The following is a 19006-nucleotide window of genomic DNA, read 5'->3' on the forward strand; positions in this document are numbered from 1 at the left end:
CTTCGGGTGCCCTGTCCCGTTACGGGTCACCTGCCGGAGCGCGGTGAAACAGCGGCGCCGGTGCCGTACGTCACCGCGGACACGCCCGTCCGGCCGACGACGGGCGGGTGCGACGCACCCTCAACTCCGCAGCGCCGTCGCCGCAGTTGCCGCCACCGACTCGGCCACCGCAGCGAGTGCCGGGGAGTCCAGCTTCCACTGCTGCCAGTACAGGGGCGCTTCGGCCACGTGGTCCGGGGCGAAGACGACGAGCCGGCCGGCCCGCAGCAGGGGCTCGGCCTGCGTCTCGGGCACCATGCCCCAGCCCAGGCCCGCGGCGACGGCCTCGGCGAACCCCTCCGAGGCCGGAATGAGGTGCCGGCTCGTGCTCGCCCCGGTGCGGCCGCGGGTGAGCCGGCGCACGAAGGCGTCCTGGAAGTCGTCCCGCCGGTCGAAGGTCACCACGGGGGCCCGCGGCAGCGTCTGCTCCAGCGGCGCCGTGAGGTACCGCGCGACGAACTCCGGGTGGGCCGCGGGGAGATAGCGCATCCGCCCCAGGAGCCGCACGGAGCAGCCCGGCACCGCCTCCGGCGACGAGGTCACCGCGGCCATCACCGTTCCCTCGCGCAGCAGGGCCGCGGTGTGGGACTCGTCCTCGCGGCGCAACTCGAAGAAGAGGCGCGGCTCGCCCGGCACCCGGGTGAGGGCCTCGAGGAACCAGGTCGCCAGGGAATCCGCGTTCACCGCCACCGACACCCGGGTCGGCTCCCCGCCGGAGCCCAGCCCCAGCTCCGCGTACGCGTCCCGCTCCAGCCGGGCCACCTGGCGGGCGAGCCGCACCAGCACCTCTCCCGACTCGGTCGGCCGCACCGGCCTCGTGCGCAGCAGCAGTACCCGTCCGGTGCGCTGCTCCAGCGCCTTCACCCGCTGGCTGACCGCGGAGGGCGTCACGTGCAGGGCTGCCGCGGCCGCCTCGAACGTGCCCTCGTCCACCACGGCGAGCAGGGTCCGTACCTGGTCGAGCGGAAGGTCTTCCATCACATCGGCTAAGGGTACGTAAGAATCATTAGCTGTACTGTGCCGGGCGGTGCCTCTAGCGTCCTCGGCATGAGCAGCGCCCTGACCACGGCCGCCACCGGATTCGGCACCGGCCTCTCCCTGATCGTCGCCATCGGCGCCCAGAACGCCTTCGTCCTGCGCCAGGGCGTCCGCCGGGAGGCGGTCCTCGCCGTCGTCGGCATCTGCGCCGTGTCCGACGCGGCCCTCATCGCCCTGGGCGTCGGCGGGGTCGGCGCGCTGGTCGTGGCGTGGCCCGGCGCGCTGACGGCGGTCGGCTGGATCGGCGGCCTGTTCCTGCTCGGCTACGGCCTGCTGGCCGCGCGCCGGGTGATCCGGCCGGGCGGGGCCGGGCTGCGGGCGGAGGGCGAGGCCGTGCGTTCACGCCGTCGCGCCGTGCTCACCTGTCTGGCGATGACCTGGCTCAACCCGCACGTCTACCTCGACACCGTGTTCCTGCTGGGCTCGGTCGCCGCCGACCACGGGCCGCTGCGCTGGACGTTCGGCCTCGGCGCCGTACTGGCCAGCCTCTGCTGGTTCACCGCCCTCGGCTTCGGGGCCAGGCTGCTGAGCCGTTTCCTGGCCCGGCCCACCGCCTGGCGGATCCTGGACGGCCTGGTCGCGACCACCATGATCGTCCTCGGCGGCACGCTCATCGCCGGCAGCTGATGCGGCGGGCGGGCGCCGTCACCGGTCCTGCCATAGTGAACCCCGGCAAAAAGATGTAGTCACCAACCGGGACGGTCGTGGACACCAGCGAGAGCAGCACCGAACCCCGGGCCGAGGAACCCGCACCCAAGAGGGCCGTGCCGGGTCCGTCAGGTCCGTCGCGCACGGCAGGTCCTTCCGGGCGGCGCAGGCCGCGCGGCCTGCGCCGGTGGGCCATGGACACCCGCCCCCTGCGCCGCCCGGCCTACCGACGGCTGTGGGTGTCCACCGCCGTCACGGCGGTCGGCAGCCAGCTCACCGCCGTGGCCGTGCCCCAGCAGATCTACGGCATCACCGGCTCCTCCGCCTGGGTCGGCGCCGCGAGTCTGGCGGGTCTGCTGCCGCTGATCGTGTTCGCCCTGTGGGGCGGCGCGATCGCCGACGCCATGGACCGCCGCAGGCTCCTGCTGATCACCAACACCGGGATCGCCGTCACCTCGGTCCTGTTCTGGGCGCAGGCCGCCACCGGACTGGACTCCGTCGCCGTGCTCATGGTCCTGCTCGCGGTGCAGCAGGCGTTCTGGGGACTGAACGCCCCGGCCCGCAGCGCCTCCATCGCCCGCCTGGTCCCCGAGGAGGAACTGCCCGCCGCCAACGCCCTGGGCTCCACCGTCATGCAGACCGGCCAGATCGCCGGACCGCTGCTCGCGGGCGCGCTCATCCCGGTCGTCGGGCTGGCGGAGCTCTATCTGATCGACGCGCTGGCGCTGTGCGTCACGGTGTGGGCGGTCCACCGTCTGCCCGCCCTGCCGCCGCTCGACGCCACGGTGGCGCGGCGCGCGGGTCTCCGGGAGATCCTGGACGGATTCCGCTACATCTCCGGGCACGCGGTGCTGCTGCTGTCGTTCGTGGCGGACATCGTCGCCATGGTCCTCGGCATGCCCCGGGCCCTGTTCCCGCAGCTCGCCGCCGAGACCTACGCCTCCTACGGCGAGGGGTTCGCGCTGGGGCTGCTGTTCGCCGCCATCCCGATCGGCGCGGTGGCGGGCGGACTGTTCTCCGGCACGTTCTCCCGGGCCCGCCGGCACGGCTGGATGGTCATCGGCTCCGTGGTGGTGTGGGGCGTCGCCGTCACGGGGGCCGGGCTCAGCGACAGCCTCTGGATCGCCGTGGCCTTCCTCGCCGTCGCCGGGATCGCGGACATGGTCTCGATGGTCTTCCGCGGGGCGATCCTGCTCTCCGTCGCGACCGACGAGATGCGCGGCCGGATGCAGGGCGTCTTCACCGTCGTCGTCGCGGGCGGTCCCCGGCTCGCCGACGTCCTGCACGGCACCGCCGGGTCCGCCTTCGGCCCCCGCACGGCGGTGGCGGGCGGCGGGCTCCTGGTCGTCGTGGTGATGCTGGCCCTGGCCGCCGCGATGCCGGCGCTGCGCCGCTACCGGGTGTGAGGCGCGGCCGGGCCGTGGGGGGCTCCGGGGCTGTGCCGGGTCACAGCGCGTGGTGTCCGCGCGTCGTGTGCGGCTCCATCAGCCGGATCCGCGTCGCCTCCAGCCGGTGCGCGAGGACCTCGGCGACGCAGCGCACCAGCGTCAGCCCGAGCGCCGGGTCCTCCTCGCACAGCCGGAGCACGGCCGCCGCGTCGAACTCGTAGGCGCGGACCGGGCTGAACGCCTCGGCGCCGAAGTCCCACCGGTGGGGCGGGAAGAGCCAGGACCAGCCCAGCAGATCGCCCGCGCCGAGGGTGGCGACCGTCACCCGGCGCAGGTCGTTCACCCGCTGGTCGAGGGAGACCGCACCGGAACGGACGACCCAGAAACGGTCGGCGACGGCTCCGGCCTCGAAGATCCGGGTGTCCTCGGGGAAGGCCACCTCCCGCGCGAGCGCCATCAGACGGTGGCGCTGCGGTGGGGGGAGGGCCGTCAGGAGTTTGATCGCTTTGGTCATGAAGCAGGGCTCCTCGCCGGGCATTCGGTACCGGTGCCTACGTCCATTGGAGCCGCTGCCGCCGTTCGGGGCACTTCGGCAGATAAAAGCCCTGGCTGGACGGGGGAAGCCAGCCAGGGCGGTAAAGGTGGTGGAGGGAGGACGGGCGTCGACTCCGTCACCACTTATGGATGAACGATAAACCATCTGCGCCGGCGTGCGCCGCCGGAACCAGGTCACGTGACCGGTTTCACTTCCGCCGGTTCGGGACCAGTGCCGGAACCGGCCGGTCAGCCCCGCACATCGGACTTGCCGGGAGTCAGGATCTCGTCCAGCACCCGCAGCACGGCCTCGTACGCCAGCCTGTGCATGTCGGCGACTCCCTTCTCCGCGGGATCGGCCCGTTCGAGTTCGGCGCTCCTCGTCCGCCACAGCCGCTCCTCATGGGCCGCGCGGGCCCGCGCCCGCTGGATCCGCCGTACCAGTTCGTCCGAGTCCACCACACCGGTCATGACGTCCGCCTACCCCGTTGCGCCAAGGGAATGGCAGGCGTCCGGAAAAAAGGGCCGGAAGGTTTGCCGGTGCCGGGGCAGGTGAGCCGAAAGAGATGACATTCCTCATCGGACAGGGAGCCGAACGATGTGCGAGGAGCGCATGACCGGAACCGACACCGCCCCGCCCGGCGCGCGCCGCGCCGACACGCGGCGACCGTATCGGCCACGGCCGGCCGAGGCGCGCCAGGCCGTGTGGCAGGCGGTGTGCGAGCGCTGCCGCGCCACGCACACCCCGTGCGACACCGAGGCCCTCGCGGACGCGCTGCTCGTCACCTCCGAACTCACCACCAACGCGATCCTGCACGGTGGCGGCATCACCGACTTCCGGGTCGACGTCACCGGTCCCGGAGTGCGCGTCTCGGTGAGCGACCGCAGCGCGGAACTGCCCGTCGCGCGGCCGACGACCGACCGGCAGGGGCGCTTCACACCGGGCGGCCGAGGCTGGCCCATCGTCTGCCGGCTGTGCCGCGACGTGCGGGTGGCCGACCTGCCCTCGGGCGGCAAATGCATCACCGCCGTGGTCCCCCTCTCCTGAGGGCCCGCCGAGCCCGTCCGGCAGATTGTGCCGGGAAGCGGAGTTTGCGCCACCGGCGGGAGGGCAGTCGGAGGGTCGTGCTTCGGACCGGAGGCGCGCCAGCGGGAGAGACACGGCTGCTGAGGGATTCCCTCCGGACACCCCCGCAGCGGCCGTCCCGCGGTAGACCATCCTGAAATCCACTGTTCGGGAGCGAAATCGCATGCTCATAGACACGCCCACCGACCGCCCCGACCCCGCTGCCACCACGACCGCCACCGCCACCGTGACGGCGGCCGCCCCCACGGCCCGCGACGCGCGCAGGCGCCACGAAGACGCTCCGGACACCGCGGCCCTGTTCGCCCGGCTGGCCTCCCTGGAGGACGGCCCCGAGCGGGACGCCGTCCGCGACGAACTCGTCACCGCGTGGCTGCCCATGGCCCACCGCATCGCCGGCCGCTTCCGCGACCGCGGCGAATCCGTCGAGGACCTGCGTCAGGTGGCCGCACTCGGACTGGTCAAGGCGGTGGACCGCTTCGACCCGGCCCGCGGAGCCTTCGAGAGCTACGCCGTCCCCACCGTCACCGGTGAGGTCAAGCGGCACTTCCGGGACCGGATGTGGGCCCTGCGGGTGCCCCGCCGGGTGCAGGAACTGCGCAACAAGGTACGGATCGCCCGGCGGGACCTCGCCCAGACGCCAGGCAGCCCCGAGCCCTCGCCCGCCGCCCTGGCCGCGCACACGGGACTGACCGAGGAAGAGGTCGGGGCCGGGCTGGAGGCGCTGGAGAGCTTCAGCACCCTGTCGCTGGACGCGGAGATGTCGCCCGACGACGACGGCTACAGCCTGGCCGACACCCTGGGTGCCCCGGACGCGGCCTACGACGTCGTGGTCGACCGGGAGTCCGCCAAGGAAGGACTGCGCCGCCTGCCCGAGCGCGAGCGCACCATCCTGTACATGCGCTTCTTCGAGGACATGACCCAGAGCCGCATAGCCGACCATCTGGGGATCTCCCAGATGCACGTCTCCCGGCTCATCAGCCGCAGCTGCGCCCGCGTGCGTGCCGACGCGATGGGCCGGCGGACGACGACCGCCCATCGGGGGCATGCCTGAGCGCCGTGCCGTCGTCGGGCCGTACCATCCTCAGTCCTCAGTCGTATGAGCGACCGCAAGAAGGGAACACGGTGCAGATGAGTGAATCCGAGATCCCGCCGGAAGGCCGCCCCGTGGACGTCTACCTCGACCTGCTGCGCATCCGGATGGACACCGAGGACTACCGCCTGCTGCTCCGTGTGGTGGAGCCGGTGCTCCGGGCGATCGAGGAACACCGCCTGTCCGGTCTCGACGTCGCCCTGGACGGCGGGGACGACGAACTGCCCCAGGAGGTCCGCGACGAGGCCGCCCTCGTCATCGCCACAGCCGTCACCGGCCGCATGGACAACGAGGTGGTGGAGCTGGACGTCGACGAGAGCGGACCGGTCCGCGTGGTCACCGACGCGACCACGGCCGCCGACCCGTCCCGGCTCGACGAGATCGCCGGCTACATCAGGGAACGGCACCGGCAGAACGACGAACTGCGCGGCATCGCCGAGGCCAGCGGCCTGCCCACCGACTTCTGAGCGGACCCGCCCACCGGACCCGCCCACCGGACCGCACGAGGCCGCCGGCCGGCCGCCCGCCGCGGACGGCCCGTCACCGCTCGCGCCTCGCCAGCGGTACGTCCAGCGGGCGCGCGAGACCCACCACCGCTTCGTCCAACCGCTCCAGGTGCCGCAGCACCCGGCCGGTGATCCGGCCGTAGCGCGAGGCACCGTCGTCACCGGAACCGCCCAGCAGCGAGGCGAAGCTCGGCCCCGTCTCGATCCTGCCCGTGACCTCCTCGTCCGCGACCCGGGCCGCGATCACCGCGATGTTGCGCACCGTGCGTCCCGTCGCCCCGCGCAGCCGTGGATCCGCCGCGATCGAGGGGTGGGTCTGCAGCAGTTCGGCCGTCGCCGCCAGCGAGCGGGCGTGGTACGCACAGGTCTCCAGAAGTGCCACGACGTACCGCGCGGTGTCCCGTCGGCCCCGCAGCGGAGTGACCGGATGGGTGAGCGGCTGGGTGGCGGAGCGCAGATCGCCCAGCGCCTGGTCCAGCTCCCGCGCCCGGTCCAGCAGATCGACGGCGGGTCCGCCGCTGAGCTGGTCGACGGCGGCCTCGGTGACCTCGGTGAGCCGCTCCAGCACGGTGCCCAGCAGCTCGTTCGTGCGCCGGTCCGTACGCACCGGCAGGACCAGGGCCGCGGCGACCACCCCGCAGGCGGCACCCAGCGCGGTCTCCTCCACGCGCAGCACCAGCACCTCCCAGCTGTAGGTGTGCAGCAGCGTGTACAGCAGCCCCACCATCGCCGTCACGAAGAACGACATCAGCGTGTACGAGAGCGGCGCGGTGTAGGACATCGCGAAGATCAGCACCAGGATCAGGCCGAACGTCGTCCAGGTGTGCCCGCCCACCACCGTGGCCAGCGCGATGCCGGCGACCACGCCGAGGACCGTGCCCAGCAGCCGCCGGTAGCCCTTGACCAGGATCTCGCCCGTCGACGAGGTGTTGATGAAGACGATCCAGCACGTCAGGACCGCCCAGTACCAGCGCTCGGCGGACAGCAGCTCACCGCCGACGATGGCCAGCGACGAGCCCACGGTGACCTGTACGGCGGCCCGGGTGGTGGGCCGTCGCAGTCCCCTCTCCTCCTCGGCCGTCCGGTGCTCCTCCCCGGCGTCGATGGAGGCGTCCTCGGCGTCCAGCTCCTCCCGGGAGCGGGCCGTGGCAGGGGTGTCGTCCGACTCGTCCTGCGGGCCGTCCAGGGCGATCCGCAGGCCCATCACCGAGCGGGCCGACTCGCCGATGGCCCGGAAGACGTCCTGGAGGGACGGAGAACACGCCGGCAGGTTCTCCTCGTCCCGATAGGCGAGCAGGCGGTTGCGCAGGTGCGCGACCGCCGTCCCCGGCGCCCCGGGCCCGGCGAGCAGGACCAGCGTACGCAGCGCGAGCAGATCGCGGCGCAGTCCGGCGGTGGCCTCGTCCGGCACCGCCGCCCGGCCCGCCTCGGGAGCGGGCGCGCCCGGCAGGTGCAGGGTCAGCGTGTCCGCGCGTTCGGCGCTGCGGGCGGACAGCAGCAGCAGCCCCAGCCGCTCGGCCGCGATCTCGGCGTCCGCGATCCGGCGCTGCACCAGCCGCGCCGACGACTCGTCGGGAGTTCCCTGCTCCAACCGCGTCTGGATCATCAGGGCCGTCTCGTGCAGCCGGGCCGTACCCGCGCGGACGTCCTCCAGCGCCTTGTCGACCTCGTCCGGCGCGGCGTCGAGCAGCGCCAGTTGCGCCGTCACGAGCTGCGCCAACCGGGCACGGAAGGCATCCCGGAGCCGCGCCAGGAGCCCGGCCGGGGTCACGGGGACGACGGCGAACCGCATGACGGCACTGCACGCGAACGCGGCGGCCAGGGCCGCCCACATCCCGGGCAGCTCCCCGGGGGAGGCGCCGATGAACAGGGAGACGAAGTAGACCTGGAAACCGATCAGCCCCAGGGCGGTCCCGCGGTCGCCGAACCGGCGGGCGTACACCGCGCAGAAGATGAGGAGGGTGAAGAAGACGTCACCGACGACGATCCGCTCGCCCAGCACCGCGCCGAGCGACACGGCCACGAGCGCGACCGGCAGACCGAGGGCGAGCGTGACGGCCTGGGCGCCGCGCTGCTTCTCCCGGATGGCGAAGGTGGCGACCGTCGCGGTCATCGCACCCGCCACCAGCTGGGTGACACTCGCCCCCGTGAGGGCCAGCACAGCCAGCGTCAGCGCGATGGCGCCCACCGTCCGCAGTCCGGCCGTCAGCCGCAGCAGCCCGGGATCCGACGCCGCCAGGCGGTCCCGCAGCCGTGTCCGCACCGAGTGTCCCGCCGCCTTCACGCCGCCGCACACGCTCCTGTCGCTCGCGTTGATCGGGATGCCAGCATGGCACGTGCCCGGGCGGCACCCGCCCCGGGCCCCCCGCCGGCAGGGTCACCGGGACGTCGGGGAACCGAACGGGCGGAGCGGCCGCGGGAGAGGGGGTCACCGCACCCGCCGGCCCGCCTCCTCGACGTGCGCCCGCACCTGCTCGGGCGTCAGATAGGCATGCGTGTACTCGAAGTCCCCCAGCTTGGCGCGCTGGCGGGACTGGAAGCCGGTCCGCACGAAATCGTCCCCGGCGACCGAGTTGAGCAGCCAGTTCGTCATGACCCGCGCCTTGGCGACGTTGGTGCGCAGCGCCGTCCAGTGGTACCCGCGGGCCGCCACCTGGGCGGGCAGGCCCCGCAGTTCCACACCGAGCGGCTTGGACACGGCGTCGGTGCCGCCCAGGTCCACGACCAGCCCGAGGTCCTTGTGGTGGTACGGCCGCAACGGCCGGCCGGCCAGCGTCGCGATGACGTTGTCGGCGACCTGCCTGCCCTGCCGCAGGGCGTGCTGAGCGGTCGGCGGGCACACCGCGCCCTCGCCCTTGGCGAGGTCGGGCACCGCGGCGGAGTCACCGAGGGCGAACACCCCGTCGTGGCCGGGCAGACACATGTCCGCGTTGACCGCGAGGCGCCCCCGGACCGTTTCCGCGTCGAGCGTGGCGATCAGCGGGCTGGCGACGACACCGGCCGTCCAGATGAGGGTGTGGGTGGGGATCACCCGGCCGTCGGTGAAGGTGACCTCCTCGGGACCCGCCTTCGCGATGGAGACACCGAGCGAGATCTCGATGCCGCGCCGGGTGAGGATCTCCTGCGCGCTGCGCCCGAGCTTCTCGCCCAGCTCGGGCATGAGCTTCGGCGCGATGTCGATCAGGTGCCACTTGATCAGGCCCGGGTCCAGACGCGGGTAGCGCTCGACGGCGGCGTGGGTCAGCCGCTGCAGACAGGCGGCGGTCTCGGTGCCCGCGTAGCCGCCGCCGACCACCACGAACTGCAGCCGCGCGGCCCGCTCGGCCGGGTCCTCGCTGGCGTCGGCGAGGTCGAGCTGGGCGATCACGTGGTCGCGGATGTAGGCGGCCTCGGCCAGCGTCTTCATGCCGTAGGCGTGATCGGTGAGTCCGGGGATGTCGAAGGTGCGGGTGATGCTGCCGGGGGCCAGCACGATGTAGTCGTAGGGTTCGGTGACGGTCCGGTCCGTGATCGTGCGGATGACACAGACCTTGGACCTCAGGTCCACTCCGATGGCCCCGCCCGGGATGATCCGGGTGCGGTACTTCGTGCTGCGGCGCAGGGAGAGGGCGACCGACTGCGGTGTCAGCACACCGGAGGCGACCTGGGGGAGCAGCGGCATGTAGAGCTGGTAGGAGGTCGGTGTCACGAGGGTGATGTCTGCTGCCCACGGAGAGAGTTTCCGCTCCAGCCGGCGAACGCACGCCACGCCGGCGAAGCCTCCGCCCACCACCAGGATCCTGGGTCGTGTCACGGTGTTCATCCCTTTCTGTGGCTCCGCACGGTCTGCCCCGAACGTCGACGCCCTTCGCGTTCCCCGGGAAGGCTGCCCTGCACCTCCTCGATCGCGGCACACCCCACGTCACATCGGCCCCGAGGGGTCGGCACACGAGAACCTTCAGCACCACGATGCCCGCACCGGCGGCGGAACGCACCGGGAAGCCCGTGACACGCGCGGACCCGCCGCCCGCCGCCCGGCGGGCGCGAGGGCTCAGCCGTGCAGGTGGCAGAGGAGCAGGCAGACGTCGTCGTCGCGTTCGGAATCGCTGAGCATCGGCTGCAGCAGGCGGTCCGCCGAGCCTTCCAGGTCCGTGTCCAGTTCCGCGGGGACGAACGAGCCGAGCGCCGCCGCGAGCCGCCCGATGCCCGGATCGATGCCCTCGGCGCGCCGCTCGACCAGCCCGTCCGTGTAGAGCGCCAGCGTCGAACCCGGTGCCACCCGTTCGGTGTGGTCGGCGATCTTCTGCTCCAGCGGGATCCCGAGCATCGCGCCCGGTTTGGCGTCCAGGGTGCGCACCCGCCCGTCGGGCAGCCGCAGCACCGGCGGCGGATGCCCCGCGGCGGCCCAGGTCAGCGTGGACCCGTCCGGATGGAAACGGGCGATGACGGCCGTGGCGTACAGATGCGGCTGGAGCTGGTGCAGGAACCTGTGCAGCCGGGTCAGCAGCCGGCCCGGACTGCCGACGTCGACGGCGTAGGCGCGCAGCGCGGTGCGCAACTGGCTCATCATGACCGCCGCGTGCAGCCCGTGCCCGGTCACGTCGCCGATGACCGTGATCAGGCTCCCGTCCGGCCGGTGGAAGGCGTCGTACCAGTCGCCGCCGATGTTCATGCCGTGCGTGGCCGGCAGATACCGGGCGGCCAGGCTCAGCCCCGGAGTCGTGGGCAGTTCGGTGAGCAGGGCGCGCTGCAGCGTCTCGGCGATGTCCCGGTTGTGCTCGAAGCGGCGGGCGTTGCCGATGGCGATACTGGCCCTGCGGGCGAGCTCGAGCAGCATCACCGCGTCGTCCGGATCCCAGCGCTCACCGGGCGGCGACAGGGTGAGTACGCCCAGGGGCGCCTGGCGCGTCAGCAGCGGCACGCACAGCAGCGGCCTGCCGGGATCGAGCAGGGAGGGCGGCCGGTCGTCCACGCCGCGCAGCCCACCGGGGTGGTCGGCGGCGTACTGCGGCCGGCCGGTGCGGGCCGCGCGCACCGCGGCGGCCGGACGGGTCGGGGGGTGGTGCGGATCGTCGTCCTCGTCGAACAGCCATATGTCGACCCGGGCCGCGTACCGCGGCACCAGCAGTTCGGGCAGCCGGCGCACGATCTCGCCATGGTTCAGCGAGGCGTTGAGCACCGCGCTGGCGTCCGCCAGGAAGGTCAGCCTGCGGCGGGCGTTCTCCGCCTCGTTGCGCGCCCGGTGCTCGGCGGCGAACGCCTCCCGCTGGGCCCGCCCGGCCGCGTCCAGCTCGGCGTGCAGGGCCAGGACGCCCTGGTTGGTCTGGTGCAGCTCCTCCCGGTGGAAGGCGACCAGCGCCTCCTGCTCGGCGAGCCGGTCCAGCACCTGAGCCGTGTCCTCGTCGGCGCTCAGCAGTGCCTGGGCCAGATCGGCCGGATCGTCCGTCACCGTGCCTCCGTCGTCCGGCCGGCCCGCCTCCGGGCAGGGGACCGTCACCTCCCACGGAGTCTCCCCGGCGGCGCTCACGTCCGGCGGGGGGAACAGCACGACGTGCAGCACGCCCTCCTCGTCGTCCGAGCCGGGCGTGCCCACGGTGAGCCGCCAGGTACCGCCCTTGGCCAGGCACTGCCGCAGCCGGATGCCGAACGCCGCCGCCAGCCGGGCCCGCTCGACGGCGGGCACCCCGTGGCGGGCGGCCAGCCGTGCCAGCGAGACCCGCGCGCGTGCCGCGTCGGTCACGCTGCCGATCTGCCATACGCGGGTCATGACCGGCCCGGCGGTGCGGAGGTGAGGACGGCCACCGCGGTGTCGTCCCGTACGGGGCGGGCGGCACTGCCCGCGTCGCGGATCGTCACCGCGGCCGTCACGGCAGGGTCGGCCGCCGGGAGACAGGGGTCCGACGGCGGGGTCCAGGAGCTGGGCAGACCGTCGGTGTGCAGGATGAGCACACTCCCGGCGGACCACGCGAGATCGTCCTCGCGCACGGTGCCGGGCCGGTGGTGACCGACGATGCCGGGCCGGGAGAGCAGGGCCCGCCACCGGTCGCCCTCGCGCAGCCGGGCCCCTATGTTGCCGATCCCCGCGAACCGCAGCCGCCCGGTCCGGGTGTCGAGCTGGGCCACCGCGACGGCCGCGCCCCGGGTGGCACCCAGCTCCTCGTGCAGCCGGAGCAGTGCCTCGGCGGGGGCGAGACGGGGCCTGCGGCGCACCGCCTCCACCGCGGCGGTGGAGGCGCGTGCCGCCTCGGGGCCGTGGCCCAGCCCGTCGGCCAGCATCAGGGTGTGCCGGTCCCCGGACCTGACCCAGACCCAGGCGTCCCCCGAGTAATCGGCCCTGGCGTAGGGGACGTTGACCCCGCCGGCCCGGATCACGGGCACCGGCGGCCCGCCGTCGCCGGGCGGCCCGCCGTCGCCGGGCGGGCCGTCGTCGCCGGGCGACGGCGGGGCGCCGCCACCGACACGAGCCACCGCGACCGTGCCCCGGCCGAGCACGCTGTGCAGAGCGAATTCGTCCGAGAGCCGCCGGCAGGTGCCGAGGCCCGCGCCCAGCGAGCGGGTCGTGCTGAACCCGTCCCGCAGCGCGTCGGCCACATCGGCGATGCCCGGTCCGTGGTCGACCGCGGCGATCTGCACGGCCGGTGCCCGCCCGCCCTCGCGGAGCACGGACGGCTGCACGACGTCGATGAGCACCTCACCGTCCCGCGCGTGCTTGAGGAGATTGGTGGCGAGCTCCGTCGCGACCAGCGACACGGCGGCGGTGCTCCGCTCGTCGAGACCGGCCAGGGCCGCCGCGTCCTCGGCCGCGACCCGGGCGTCCCGCACCCGGGTGGAGTCCCGCACCGGCACGTTCCAGAGCCGTGGCATCAGATCTCCTCCCGCGCGCGGGGCGGCCGGTTCACCCACGAGGTCACCCGCACCGTGGTTCCCGATCCCACTGTGCTCTCGACCTCGAACTCGTGCACCAGGCGCCGCGCGCCGCCCAGCCCCATCCCCAGCCCGTCGCCGGAGGTGTAACCGTCGCTGAGCGCCCGGTCGAGGTCGGGGATGCCCGGTCCGGAGTCGGTGAACGTCAGCCGCAGCCCGCCACCGAACCCGGCGGACACCTGGGAGGCGTTCATCTGCCCGCCCCCGCCGTGCACCAGGGTGTTGCGCGCCAGCTCGCTGGCGGCGGTGACCAGCTTCGTCTGGTCGACCAGTCCGAAGCCGAGCAGGGCGGCGGCCTGCCGCACATGCTGGCGCACCCACATCAGGTCCAGGTCCGACCGGATGGGCAGGCAGGCCTCGACCTTCGAGGCGGTGGGCGTCACCGGTGCTCCCGGCGTGCGGCAGCCGTGCGGGACAGCACGACGGGCTGCTCGAGCAGTGCCATCGCCGCCTGGGTGTCGAGCGAGGTGCGCAGCCCCGGCAGCGTCAGCCCCAGCTCCACCAGGGTGATGGCGACCGCCGGCCGCATCCCGGCCACGACGGTCCGCGCGGCCAGCAGCGACGACTGTGCCGCGATCTCGGAGAGCACCCGCCCCAGGAAGGAGTCGACGATCTCCACACCGGAGATGTCGATCACCACCCCCGTGACCCCGCTGCTCGCGATGGTCTCCGACAGGTCCTGCTGGAGCTGCTGGGCCGCGCTGTCGTACAGGTCCCCCTGGAGGGTCACCAGAAGCACGTCGCCGAGCCTCAGTACCGGCACATGTCCCGCGACCGGGCGGGAGAACGCCTCGCTCACCGGCGGACCGCACTGCCGGCCGTCGCGTTCACGACGTCGACCCCCAGCTCGTGCAGGCAGTAGCCCAGCGCGTCGGCGAGGCTCGCCCGGGTGAGGACCGAACCGAGGTCGAGACCCAGGTGGACCATGGTCTGCGCGATCGCCGGACGGATACCGGAGACGATGCACTCCGCGCCCATCAGCCGGGCCGCCGCGACCGTCTTCATCAGATGCTGCGCCACCAGCGAGTCGACCGTCGGCACCCCGGTGATGTCGAGGATCGCGAACCGGGCGTGCTGGTCGACCACCGAGTTCAGCAGCGTCTCCATCACGACCTGGCTGCGGGCACTGTCGAGCGTCCCGATCAGCGGGACCGCGACGATCCCGTCCCAGAGCTTGATGACCGGCGTCGCCACCTCCAGCAGCTGCAGACGCTGCCGGTCGATGAGCGCCTGCCCTTCGCTCAGGGCCGTCTGCATGGCCACCACGCGCAGGGTGCCCATGAGCATGCTCAGCGTGGTCGCGCACTCCCGCAGCTCCTCGGGCGGGGCCTGCTCCAGGTCGGCGGCGAGGAGATTCTCGACCGGCGGCCACAGGGCGGCCAGCTCGTTCGACACCTGCGTGGCGGACAGCCCCGCGCGGCTGCGGGCCGCGGTCATCCGCGCCAGCTGCTCGCGGACACCGGTGAACCCGGCGGCGTCGGAGTCCTCGACCCGCTGCGCGTCGGCGACCTGGGCCAGGGCGTCGACGACCGCCTTGCCGGCCTCCACCGCCTCGTCGCGCGAGAGGGTGAACACCGCACGGAACAGGGGCTCGTCCGCCCAGCGCTGGGCGATCTGCTCACGCCGTCGCCGCAGGAAGTCCCTGACCTCGAGCGTCGGCGTTCCGAGCGGTTCGCCCGCTTCGCGCTCAGGCACCTGTGTCTCCTCATCGTCGTTGCCGCACCGAGCCCGTGAAGGTGCCGAGACGGTGCTGTGACCTTTTCGGACGACCACTCTAACGACGCCCCGGGCCGGTGCGGCATCCCGTGCGGGACGAGCGGCCCCGCGGGCGGTTTCCCCCGGGTCTCTCAGGAACCGGGTTCCCGCGGTGCGCCGGAAAGGGAGTCGACGCGCCCCAGAGCCTCCTCGAGGCTCTCGGACAACGGAACCGTGATGCTCACGCCGGTCAGGTCCAGGACGCGGCGCACCGCAGGGAGAGGGGAGATGATCTGCACGCTCCCCGGCAGATCACGGGCCTCCTGATAGACACGCAGGACGATGTTCATACCGGACGAGTCCATGAAGGGGACCGCCGACAGGTCCAGCAGGAAGTGCCGGCGCCCGTGATGGAACTGGTTGGCCAGATGGTGCTGGAACTCCTTCGCGGTGTCGGCGTCCAGGTATCCCTGAACCGTCAGCAGGACGGTGTCCTCCCGGGGCACGGTCACCTCGACGGACAGCGGGTTCGGAACCATGGACACGAATTACCTCCCAGACGAGCCGGCGGCCCGGATACGGCCGCACGTGCGGCCGCCTACCCCCGCATCGCCGTGTCATGCGGTGCCCCGCACACCGGCCCGGCCCCGCCCAGGGCCGGTTTTGTGGCGGCGCCCGCCGAATGCACCGGCTCCAGCCGGGTAGTTGGCTGCTGTGGAGACGGCCGGGCCGACGGGGGGCCCGCCCGCTCCGGGAGCGTCGTCCACCGGGGAGGCAAGGAGCAGCGTGTCCAACGACAGCATCTGGTCATACGCGCCGGAGCTGGGTCCCGCCCAGGGGCAGGATCTGGACCTGACGGGATACACCGTCGTCGCGAGCGACGGCACCATCGGCCATGTGGACCGGCAGGCCGACCACCACTCCATGCGGCACCTGGTCGTCGACACCGGCGTCTGGGTGTTCGGCCGGAGCCTTCTCGTGCCGGTCGGCGTCATCACCGCCGTCGAGGCCGGCGAGCGGAGGATAACGGTGTCCTGCACGAGGGCGGAGGTGAAGGCGGCGCCCCGGTTCAGGACCGACAGCGAGACCATGGACCCCGAGTACCTCACGGCGGTCGGTGAGTACTACCGGGGGCTGCCCGGCCCGGTCTGCTGAGCGCCGCCGGGCGAACCCGCCCGGCGGCCCCCGCCGGCCCCGTCCGCGGCCGTCACCAGGGCAGGAACACATGGATGTCCTTGCCGTGGTCGGTACCGACGACGCTGACCTGGTCGCACAGCGTGTGGATCAGATGCCAGCCGATCCCGCCCCCGCCGCGGCTGGGCCGGAAGGGCCGGGGCGCGGGCGCGGTGGTGCTCGTGTCGTGCATCACCACGTGCACACCGTCGAACGTCCGGCGCAACCGCATCTCGAAGGGGCCCGGCGCGTACTGGACCGCGTTGGCGGCCAGCTCCGTGACCACCAGGAGGATGTCGTCCCAGTGTTCCGGAGCCGTCGGCGCGGACACGCGGGCCAGGTCGAAGAGGAACTCCTCCGCCACCAGACGCGCGTCGGTGACGTCGTGCAGCTCCCCGTGGAAGCCGGCGACGCGGTCCGTGATCTCCTCGGCGGCCAGTGACTTGTCCCTATACGGCTCGGATGCCATGTCGCCTTCCCTGCCCCGCATTCGACGGGCAGCCGTTCATGTGGCTCGTTCCTTTTCCTTCGTCTCCCTGGTCTGTGGGTTCCCGGGCCGGCGGAGCCTACGCGCCCGTATGTCCGTGCGCGGTGGGTGACACCCACGTCACTTCGGCGACACGTGCCGCGCGGTCAGCGGAAGACGTTGTCCGAGTCGTCCCAGACCGACGGCTCCTCCGCCGCCGGGGCCCGTTTTGGACGCGAACGCGCGTGGTACATCGCGTCGATCTCCAGCGCGTGACGTCGCACGATCTCGTCCCGGCGCAGTTTCATCGACGGCGTCAGCAGCCCGTTGGTCACGTCGAAGGGCTCCGACAGCACCCGGAACACCCGGATCGACTCCGAACGCGACACACTGCTGTTCGCCGCGGCGACCGCCCGCGCGATCTCCTCGTGCAGCGCGTTCTCCTCCCGGGCCTCCCGGGTCGGCGCGTCGCCCGGCGGGGAGAGAGCCGCCCGCCAGTGCGTCAGGAACTCCGGGTCCAGGGTGATCAGCGCCCCCACACAGGGCCGGTCGTCGCCCACGACGACGGCCTGGTGGACGAGAGGGTGCATCCGCAGCCGCTGCTCCAGGGCGGCCGGCGCGACACTCTTGCCGCTGCTGGTGATGATGATGTCCTTCTTGCGGCCGGTGATCGTCAGATAGCCCTCCGGGTCCACCCGGCCGAGGTCCCCCGTCGCCAGCCAGCCGCCGGCCAGCGCGGTCAGGGTGGCGGCCTCGTCGCCCAGGTAACCCTGGAACACCGACGGCCCGCGCACCAGGATCTCCCCGTCGTCGGCCACCCTGATCTCGCTGCCCGGCAGCGCCCGCCCGACGGTGCCGGACTTCTCCCTGCCGAGCGGCTGCATCGTCACACCGCCACCGGTCTCGGTGAGCCCGTAGCCGTCGTGGACGTAGATGCCGATGCCCTCGTAGAAGAGGGACAGGTCGCGGCTGAGGGTAGAGCCGCCCGAGGTGGCCCTGCGGACCCGGCCGCCCAGCGAGGCCCGCAGCTTGCGGTAGACCGTGCGCTCGTACAGGGAGTGCTGCATCCGCAGGTCGAAGCCGGGCCCCGGGCCCCGGCCCAGCCGCTGCCGCTCCACGGCGGCGGCGAAGTCGCGGGCCGTGCCGGCGGCCCGCTCGAACAGCGTCCCGCGTCCGGCCTGCTGGGAGGCGCGCAGGAAGTTCTTGTAGATCTTCTCCAGCAGGGAGGGGACCGCGTGCAGATAGGTGGGCCGCAGGGTCTGCAGGGCCGAGGAGAGGGACTCCGTGCTGATGTCGGGCTCGTGCCCCATCAACAGGCCGCCGCGCACGCACAGGCCCTGGACCATCAGCCCGTACACATGGGAGAACGGCAGGTAGGCGAGGAGCACGGGCTGCTCTCCCGGCGGGGCCGCCGTGTGGGCCCAGCCCGCCAGCAGGGTGTCGCAGGAGGCGGCCAGGCTGCGGTGGCTCAGGGCGCACCCCATCGCGTGCCCCGAGGTGCCGGAGGTGTAGGCGATCACGGCCGTGGAGTCCGGCAGTACGATCCGGCGCAGCGAGTCGATCATGGCCGCCGGTATGTACTCGCCGCGCGCCACCAACTGCTCCAGCGCGCCCGAGTCCAGCTGCCAGACGTGCCGCAGCAGCGGCAGCGCGGCGCACACGGACCCGACGGTCATCACCCCCTGCTCGTCCTCGACCATCACGGCCACGCAGCCGGACTCCCGGAGGATCCACTCCACCTGCTCGCGTGAGGAGGACGGATAGACGGGGACGACCTCGGCACCCACGGTCCACAGCGCGTAGCACAGGACCGTCCACTCGTAGCGGGTACGCGCCATGATCGCCACGCGGTCGCCCGGGGACAGTCCCGAGGCGACCAGCCCCTTGGCCAGGTCGACGACCTGGTCGCGGAACTCCAGCGCGGTGACCTCCTCCCAGGTCGTGGAGGCCGGGCCGGTGCGGCGGGCGAGCATCGGCAGGGTGGGGCTCTCGGCGGCCGTCTCGAAGAGACTGTCCGCGAGGCCGCCCGTCAGGGGCGAGGCGGCCCAGGGAGCGAGAGCGGGGTCGCGCATGCACTGCTCCTGACATGTACGGGCTGTGACTCGGCCGACGAGCAGAGTCATCGGCGGTGCCTGAATGTAGCCGAGCCGGGGCGTTCCGGGGCCGGGATCGCGGGAAGTGTGGCCACACCGATGATCGCGGAGCTTCCCGTGCCCCCGGACCGGACGTGAGCCGCACGGTTCGGTGACCCCGGACCGGGACGTACGCATGGCTCCGGACAGGGCGCACACATGACCCCGGACGGAGCCGATGATGGTGATCATCACGCCCGTGTATACCGCACACGGCCGGTCGGGGCATCGCCGGGCCCTCCCTTACGGGCCGTCAGGACGCCCTGTACCCACGCCAGTTGCCGTCCGGCGCGGGTACGGGGCGGGG

19 protein-coding genes are annotated in these 19006 nt (G+C 73.0%); 6 read left to right on the plus strand and 13 right to left on the minus strand.

Annotated features, from left to right (window positions below):
* Positions 1-120 precede the first annotated feature (120 nt).
* The gene (locus tag PYS65_RS32915; protein WP_279338152.1) at positions 121-1017 is read right to left on the minus strand and encodes a LysR family transcriptional regulator ArgP; all 897 of its coding nucleotides are present in this window, start codon (positions 1015-1017) and stop codon (positions 121-123) included.
* A 69-nt stretch (positions 1018-1086) separates the two neighbouring features.
* Here PYS65_RS32915 and PYS65_RS32920 point away from each other — a divergent pair, with 69 nt between their 5' ends.
* Positions 1087-1704: a LysE/ArgO family amino acid transporter gene (locus PYS65_RS32920; protein WP_279337615.1), complete on the plus strand. Its 618-nt coding sequence runs from the start codon at positions 1087-1089 to the stop codon at positions 1702-1704.
* A gap of 137 nt (positions 1705-1841) precedes the next feature.
* Positions 1842-3131 (plus strand): MFS transporter, encoded by a 1290-nt coding sequence (locus PYS65_RS32925; protein WP_279338153.1) that lies wholly within the window; start codon positions 1842-1844, stop codon positions 3129-3131.
* Positions 3132-3171: 40 nt separating this feature from the next.
* On the opposite strand, the gene PYS65_RS32930 is transcribed toward PYS65_RS32925, so the two are convergent.
* Positions 3172-3627 carry a cyclic nucleotide-binding domain-containing protein gene (locus PYS65_RS32930; protein WP_279337616.1) on the minus strand — a complete coding sequence of 152 codons (456 nt, stop codon included), beginning with the start codon at positions 3625-3627 and terminating at the stop codon, positions 3172-3174.
* A gap of 269 nt (positions 3628-3896) precedes the next feature.
* Positions 3897-4118, minus strand: a complete 222-nt coding sequence (locus tag PYS65_RS32935; RefSeq protein WP_279337617.1) for a hypothetical protein — start codon at positions 4116-4118, stop codon at positions 3897-3899.
* Positions 4119-4245: 127 nt separating this feature from the next.
* Here PYS65_RS32935 and PYS65_RS32940 point away from each other — a divergent pair, with 127 nt between their 5' ends.
* The 3 genes from PYS65_RS32940 to PYS65_RS32950 all read left to right on the plus strand — a co-directional run bounded on the left by PYS65_RS32940 (position 4246) and on the right by PYS65_RS32950 (position 6291).
* Positions 4246-4695 carry an ATP-binding protein gene (locus PYS65_RS32940; RefSeq protein ID WP_279337618.1) on the plus strand — a complete coding sequence of 150 codons (450 nt, stop codon included), beginning with the start codon at positions 4246-4248 and terminating at the stop codon, positions 4693-4695.
* Between the two features lie 202 nt (positions 4696-4897).
* A complete protein-coding gene (locus PYS65_RS32945) occupies positions 4898-5785 on the plus strand; it encodes a SigB/SigF/SigG family RNA polymerase sigma factor (protein ID WP_279337619.1) in 888 nt (295 codons plus the stop codon).
* Between the two features lie 77 nt (positions 5786-5862).
* Positions 5863-6291 (plus strand): hypothetical protein, encoded by a 429-nt coding sequence (locus PYS65_RS32950; RefSeq protein WP_279337620.1) that lies wholly within the window; start codon positions 5863-5865, stop codon positions 6289-6291.
* Positions 6292-6364: 73 nt separating this feature from the next.
* Here the strand turns inward: PYS65_RS32950 and PYS65_RS32955 are convergent, their stop codons facing one another.
* The 8 genes from PYS65_RS32955 to PYS65_RS32990 all read right to left on the minus strand — a co-directional run bounded on the left by PYS65_RS32955 (position 6365) and on the right by PYS65_RS32990 (position 15467).
* Positions 6365-8614, minus strand: coding sequence for an FUSC family protein (locus tag PYS65_RS32955; protein ID WP_279337621.1), 2250 nt, complete (start codon positions 8612-8614; stop codon positions 6365-6367).
* A 144-nt stretch (positions 8615-8758) separates the two neighbouring features.
* On the minus strand, positions 8759-10132 hold the full coding sequence (locus PYS65_RS32960) for an NAD(P)/FAD-dependent oxidoreductase (protein WP_279337622.1): 1374 nt from the start codon (positions 10130-10132) through the stop codon (positions 8759-8761).
* A gap of 228 nt (positions 10133-10360) precedes the next feature.
* Positions 10361-12076 carry a PP2C family protein-serine/threonine phosphatase gene (locus PYS65_RS32965; protein WP_279337623.1) on the minus strand — a complete coding sequence of 572 codons (1716 nt, stop codon included), beginning with the start codon at positions 12074-12076 and terminating at the stop codon, positions 10361-10363.
* Positions 12073-13173: a SpoIIE family protein phosphatase gene (locus PYS65_RS32970; RefSeq protein ID WP_279337624.1), complete on the minus strand. Its 1101-nt coding sequence runs from the start codon at positions 13171-13173 to the stop codon at positions 12073-12075. The genes PYS65_RS32965 and PYS65_RS32970 overlap by 4 nt, the downstream gene beginning before the upstream one ends.
* Positions 13173-13556, minus strand: coding sequence for an anti-sigma regulatory factor (locus tag PYS65_RS32975; protein WP_279338154.1), 384 nt, complete (start codon positions 13554-13556; stop codon positions 13173-13175). The genes PYS65_RS32970 and PYS65_RS32975 overlap by 1 nt, the downstream gene beginning before the upstream one ends.
* Positions 13557-13612: 56 nt before the next feature.
* Positions 13613-14032, minus strand: coding sequence for an STAS domain-containing protein (locus tag PYS65_RS32980; RefSeq protein WP_279337625.1), 420 nt, complete (start codon positions 14030-14032; stop codon positions 13613-13615).
* On the minus strand, positions 14029-14928 hold the full coding sequence (locus tag PYS65_RS32985; protein WP_279337626.1) for an STAS domain-containing protein: 900 nt from the start codon (positions 14926-14928) through the stop codon (positions 14029-14031). Before PYS65_RS32985 ends, PYS65_RS32980 begins: the two co-directional genes overlap by 4 nt.
* A 152-nt stretch (positions 14929-15080) precedes the next feature.
* Positions 15081-15467 (minus strand): STAS domain-containing protein, encoded by a 387-nt coding sequence (locus tag PYS65_RS32990; RefSeq protein WP_387038278.1) that lies wholly within the window; start codon positions 15465-15467, stop codon positions 15081-15083.
* 247 nt (positions 15468-15714) lie between these two features.
* On the opposite strand from PYS65_RS32990, the gene PYS65_RS32995 reads away from it, so the two are divergent.
* Entirely contained in the window at positions 15715-16083 is a 369-nt protein-coding gene (locus PYS65_RS32995) for a PRC-barrel domain-containing protein (RefSeq protein WP_279337628.1), read from the plus strand.
* A 52-nt stretch (positions 16084-16135) separates the two neighbouring features.
* Here the strand turns inward: PYS65_RS32995 and PYS65_RS33000 are convergent, their stop codons facing one another.
* Together PYS65_RS33000 and PYS65_RS33005 are read right to left on the minus strand one after the other, a co-directional pair.
* On the minus strand, positions 16136-16570 hold the full coding sequence (locus PYS65_RS33000; RefSeq protein WP_279337630.1) for an ATP-binding protein: 435 nt from the start codon (positions 16568-16570) through the stop codon (positions 16136-16138).
* A gap of 164 nt (positions 16571-16734) precedes the next feature.
* Positions 16735-18639, minus strand: coding sequence for an AMP-dependent synthetase/ligase (locus tag PYS65_RS33005; RefSeq protein ID WP_279337631.1), 1905 nt, complete (start codon positions 18637-18639; stop codon positions 16735-16737).
* Between the last annotated feature and the right edge of the window lie 367 nt (positions 18640-19006).

This window comes from Streptomyces cathayae (assembly GCF_029760955.1).
Taxonomy (GTDB): Bacteria; Actinomycetota; Actinomycetes; order Streptomycetales; family Streptomycetaceae; genus Streptomyces; species Streptomyces cathayae.

Bases quoted from the DNA above. Each gene is read 5' to 3' on its own strand.
- PYS65_RS32950 (WP_279337620.1), top strand. From the start codon at position 5,863: ATGAGTGAATCCGAGATCCCGCCGGAAGGCCGCCCCGTGGACGTCTAC.
- PYS65_RS32930 (WP_279337616.1), bottom strand. From the start codon at position 3,627: ATGACCAAAGCGATCAAACTCCTGACGGCCCTCCCCCCACCGCAGCGC.
- PYS65_RS32970 (WP_279337624.1), bottom strand. From the start codon at position 13,173: ATGCCACGGCTCTGGAACGTGCCGGTGCGGGACTCCACCCGGGTGCGG.
- PYS65_RS32920 (WP_279337615.1), top strand. From the start codon at position 1,087: ATGAGCAGCGCCCTGACCACGGCCGCCACCGGATTCGGCACCGGCCTC.
- PYS65_RS32945 (WP_279337619.1), top strand. From the start codon at position 4,898: ATGCTCATAGACACGCCCACCGACCGCCCCGACCCCGCTGCCACCACG.
- PYS65_RS32915 (WP_279338152.1), bottom strand. From the start codon at position 1,017: ATGGAAGACCTTCCGCTCGACCAGGTACGGACCCTGCTCGCCGTGGTG.
- PYS65_RS32975 (WP_279338154.1), bottom strand. From the start codon at position 13,556: ATGTGGGTGCGCCAGCATGTGCGGCAGGCCGCCGCCCTGCTCGGCTTC.
- PYS65_RS32940 (WP_279337618.1), top strand. From the start codon at position 4,246: ATGTGCGAGGAGCGCATGACCGGAACCGACACCGCCCCGCCCGGCGCG.
- PYS65_RS32965 (WP_279337623.1), bottom strand. From the start codon at position 12,076: ATGACCCGCGTATGGCAGATCGGCAGCGTGACCGACGCGGCACGCGCG.
- PYS65_RS32990 (WP_387038278.1), bottom strand. From the start codon at position 15,467: ATGGTTCCGAACCCGCTGTCCGTCGAGGTGACCGTGCCCCGGGAGGAC.
- PYS65_RS32935 (WP_279337617.1), bottom strand. From the start codon at position 4,118: ATGACCGGTGTGGTGGACTCGGACGAACTGGTACGGCGGATCCAGCGG.
- PYS65_RS33000 (WP_279337630.1), bottom strand. From the start codon at position 16,570: ATGGCATCCGAGCCGTATAGGGACAAGTCACTGGCCGCCGAGGAGATC.
- PYS65_RS32960 (WP_279337622.1), bottom strand. From the start codon at position 10,132: ATGAACACCGTGACACGACCCAGGATCCTGGTGGTGGGCGGAGGCTTC.
- PYS65_RS33005 (WP_279337631.1), bottom strand. From the start codon at position 18,639: ATGCGCGACCCCGCTCTCGCTCCCTGGGCCGCCTCGCCCCTGACGGGC.